This is a genomic window from Natronospira sp., assembly GCF_007134575.1.
GTDB classification, from domain to species: domain Bacteria; phylum Pseudomonadota; class Gammaproteobacteria; order Natronospirales; family Natronospiraceae; genus Natronospira; species Natronospira elongata.
The window spans coordinates 1-4,496 of sequence record NZ_SLKM01000058.1 but is presented as its reverse complement, the minus strand read 5'-3'; the positions used below and the strand labels follow the sequence as shown (position 1 = coordinate 4,496).

Below are 4,496 nucleotides of genomic sequence, written 5' to 3'. Positions count from 1 at the left end.
CCCGTCTTGGAATCGAGGCCAGCGGTGTTGATGCCGTGGTGCCAAACTACCTTGGCTCCCAAGGGCTCCGCGCCCGCTTTGCCGATATGCGCCGAGTGGCGAAACGATAATCGCACTGATTGGGCGGCTGAATAAAAGAAAGCCGGCCCCAAGGGCCGGCTAAAGAGAGTGACCACGCTTTCCCCAACGCGCGAGCCCTGGGGCCTGGCCTCCTTATTTTCTTCCCCCCTGAATAAGGTACGGCATCAATCGTCAGGCAAAAAAAGGCCCGGCCAAGGCCGGGCTCAAGGCGACAACCGTTTGTGGACCCCCATCGTCCTTCTTCTTCTCACTCCCCGCTATCCCTGAGCATGGCGGTTGGCGTTACTGTAATCCCAACGGCCGGGCAATTCTGTGAACCAGTTCACAGACTGCACGGATACAAATAGCAGCTTCCTGCTACTCTGATTAATGCAATCACCTTGGAGCATGAAAATTCATCACTCCAGGCGACAGGGGATACCCACACCGCTACACTCCCGATAGGAACCGACTTCTTTTTACAAGGACGAACGCATGTCAGCGCGACAGATTGGACGGGAAGGTCAATTGGCCGAGGAAAGCGGCAATACCCTCAAGAAGGTGGAGTTGACGCTCTCAGTTGGCGCCGTCGTCAACCTGCAACGGGCCAATCGCGATCGCTCCAAACGATGGAACGCTCGCATGATCGGCTACGTGGAAGGAGAGAGCTTCCTGATAACAACCCCCCGGGAGGGTGGCTCTCCAGCCCCCTTCTATCTTGATGACATGCTCACGGTCCGGTATCTCTCCGGCACGGAGATTCACGGTTTCACCACCTGGGTGCGCAAGGTCGCGACTCAGCCATTGCACTATCTGCATCTGGCCTATCCGCGCACAATTGAGCAGGTCACCATCCGCCAGGAAGAACGGGTAAGCATGGACCTGCCGACCCGCTACCGCTGCCTTCGACCCGACGAGGAATCCGGTGAAGGGCGGCTTCTGGATATCAGCGCCGCTGGAGCCTTGCTGGAAGCCGATTCCTGCCTTGGCCAGGTCGGTGAGAAACTGGAACTGGATTTCACTGTTGCCTTCGCAGGAAGTGAGAGCCGGATACAGGTAGAGGCAGAAATCCGGAACTTAAAGCAAGACAGTAGCCGTGAAGATGGCGAGTCCTGTCTCCACGGATTGCAGTTCATGGACCTGGAGGAGCACCATAGGGTTTTCATCAAGGGCTTCGTTTACGAGCAGATCCTTCAGCACCGAAACAATCAGTGAAACTTCCTCCGTCCGAGACGAAGACCTGAATTGCGGTCACCCGCGTGGTGGACCGTGATTGCGATATTCAACTTGCCTGCTAGGCTATACGCATCGGCCCGGTCTTTACCGAATCTGCCACTGCGTAGTGGATTAACAAGCTATCGCCACCGGCCTGGCGGCTAGCCCGAATAATGTTGCAAAGGGAGGAAGCATGAAGGTCCATCCCGTCATATTCTTCACATCCGCTATTCTGGCGGTATTATTCGTACTTTACACGGCCATATTCACCCTGGACGCCAGCGCACGGTTTGGCGCAATCCAGGCCTTCATCGTGGAAAACCTGGGCTGGTTCTACATTCTCAGCGTTTCCATCTTTCTTGCTTTTGTCATCTTTCTCCTGTTCAGCCGCTTCGGCAAAATCACGCTGGGCAAGCCGGGCGATGAACCGGAGTACACACGTTTCTCCTGGTTCGCCATGCTATTCAGCGCCGGCATGGGTATCGGCCTGCTGTTCTTCAGTGTTGCGGAACCGCTTTTCCACTATGCCGCGCCACCCAGCGGCACTGAAGACAGTGTGGAAGCAGCCCGTGAGGCCATGCGCCTGACCTTTTTCCATTGGGGCATGCACGCCTGGGCAATCTATATCGTGATCGGTCTGTCGCTGGCCTACTTCGCCTACCGGCACGATCTGCCACTGACCATCCGCTCTACGCTTTACCCCGTGCTCGGCAAGCGCATTTATGGCCCCATTGGCAATACAGTTGAGATCATTGCCGTCTTCGGCACCTTGTTCGGGATTGCCACATCCCTCGGCATTGGCGTCACTCAGATCAATGCCGGCCTGCACCATCTGGGCTGGATGGATTTCAATGTTACCAATCAGATTATCCTGATTACGGTGATCACCCTTGCCGCAACAGTCTCGGTCTTTACCGGACTGGACAAGGGTATCAAGCGACTCAGTGAAATGAACCTGGTATTGGGTCTTGGGCTGATGCTATTTGTCTTTATCCTTGGCCCCACGACATTCCTGCTGATGTCCTACGTACAAGGGACCGGCCACTACCTGTCCAATCTGGTTGCGATGAGCTTCCAGACTGATGCATACAAGGGCCCGGAATGGCAGTCAGCGTGGACCATGTTCTACTGGGGGTGGTGGATCTCCTGGTCGCCCTTCGTGGGCATGTTCATTGCCAGAATCAGCCGTGGGCGCTCCATCCGGGAATTCGTGGGCGGCGTCCTGCTCGTACCGGCACTGTTCACCTTTGCCTGGCTGACGATCTTTGGAAACACCGCCATCCACATGGAACTGAACAATCTTGCCGAGCTGGCGGGGGCTAGCGCGGAAACGGCGCTGTTCCAATTGCTGGGTGAGTTCCCATTGGCTCAGCTCACCTCAATGGTTGCGGTGATTGTCATCGCCACCTATTTCATCACTTCTTCTGATTCCGGTTCTCTTGTAATTGACACTCTCACATCCGGAGGTGAGTTGAACCCGCCCAAGTGGCAACGAGTATTCTGGGCTCTCCTGGAGGGCGCCATCGCCGCAGTTCTGCTCCTGGCCGGTGCTCAGGCAATTACCAATGGCAATGGCAACAATGAGGACCTGGATGCGACAAGCGGCCTCGAGGCGCTTCAGGCCGCCGCCATCACAACGGCCCTGCCCTTCTGCCTGATCATGCTCGTCATCTGCTGGAGTCTTTATCGTGGTCTGTCCCGTGACAGAGGCGCTCAGAATCACAGTCGCTGAAAAGACCATACAGACAGGAGCAAAGCCATGAGTAACTGGCGAGAGAAACTGCGAAGCATGGTAGAGGAGTCCTCTCAGTCGCGTTCAGAGCAGTTGGCTGCCCAGGAGCGAGTGGAAAAACGCCGCGAGGAGATTCGGCAGTTCATCCAGGACCCGGTGTTACCTGCCTTCGAGGACATCAAGGAAGAGCTGGAGAAATACGGTCGCGTAGTGGAGATCACGCCCGGCAAGTACAAGGCGCGATTGGTTGTCTATCTGAATGATGCCGAGGAATTTTCCTATGTAATCCGAGGGGATGCGGCCCATCATATGTCCTTCGCCTGGCCGGTCATCCGGCCAGGCGAGGAAGACAATGAAGTAGCGCGGGCAGAAATTCAGCGCCCGGGCGGACTGAAGCGGGCGTTCCGACTGGAAGAGTTCACCCGAGAGGGGATCATCGAGGATTTCCTGGCGGGATACAAGAACTGGGTACAGTAAAACCGCTAAAGCATGAATAACAACGAGGCAGCGAGGTACCGCCATGAACAGGACGAAGTCGCATCTTCTGTTCCCACTCTGTGGCCTGTGGATCTTCGCCGTTGCCGCCCTTGCGGAGCCAGATTATAGCGATCCTCGCCAAACGGGTGAGGCGATAGAAGGCTTGAAGGAAAGGGTCGGAGAGCTTGAGAGCACCCATGGTGACTTCACCCTGGGTGGCGCAGCCTGGTTGAATTTCGAGTACAGCAGTTTCAATGACCAACAGAAAGATCGCCTCGGTGACTTCCGTTTCGACCTTATTCGAATCGAAGCCAGGGGTAGCTCGGGGCCATGGGAGATCAGCGCCCAATATCGATGGTATGAGTACATGGACGTCATCCATCATGCCTGGATCGGCTATGAGCTGGAGAGCGGGGCACAGATCCAGACCGGGATCAGCCAGGTCCCTTTTGGCCTGCAGCCTTTCGCCTCACACAGCTACTGGTTTGGCGTCCCCTACTACCTGGGTTTTGAGGATGACTATCAGGCCGGCATCAAATACGTGAACCAGACAGGGGACTGGGATATTCAGGCGGCCTATTACCCCAATCCTGCCCTGGCCACACCGTCTTCCAATGATCGTTATGCCTGGAACATCGTGACCAATACCGACCTCGCCGCCGGCGCCGACTTTGAGGGTGACTTTTCCCCTTTTGAGGAACAGGCCAACCGCCAGAATGACCAGCTTAATCTGCGTCTTGCCCGTGAAGTCGGGAGTGACAGCAGCTTCCCGACGGAGCTTGGACTGTCCACGCAATACGGGCGGCTTTACAACGAGATCACCGAAGACCACGGTGATCACTGGGCCCTGGCCCTTCACTCAAGATCGCGATTTGGGGCAGACGACGCCTGGGGCCTGGAACTGGAATGGATCAGCTACGGCTTCAACCCCGAGAATCCGGATGGAACCAGCGACGATGCGGTTCTATTCGGCGCTTTTCTCTTCGACAGCCTGGCCGCCGCCGAAGGTGAT

Annotated in this window: 3 protein-coding genes and 1 pseudogene; all 4 read left to right on the top strand. The window is 56.4% G+C overall.

Going from position 1 to position 4,496, the window contains the following annotated elements; translation table 11 throughout:
• Positions 1-555 precede the first annotated feature (555 nt).
• Entirely contained in the window at positions 556-1,275 is a 720-nt protein-coding gene (locus ACJWXQ_RS02410) for a flagellar brake protein (protein ID WP_346050745.1), read from the top strand.
• Between the two features lie 193 nt (positions 1,276-1,468).
• Positions 1,469-3,007 (top strand): BCCT family transporter, encoded by a 1,539-nt coding sequence (locus ACJWXQ_RS02405; protein ID WP_346050744.1) that lies wholly within the window; start codon positions 1,469-1,471, stop codon positions 3,005-3,007.
• Positions 3,008-3,034: 27 nt separating this feature from the next.
• Entirely contained in the window at positions 3,035-3,484 is a 450-nt protein-coding gene (locus ACJWXQ_RS02400; RefSeq protein ID WP_346050743.1) for a hypothetical protein, read from the top strand.
• 43 nt (positions 3,485-3,527) lie between these two features.
• Positions 3,528-4,496, top strand: a pseudogene (locus tag ACJWXQ_RS02395) (hypothetical protein); the annotation flags it as partial.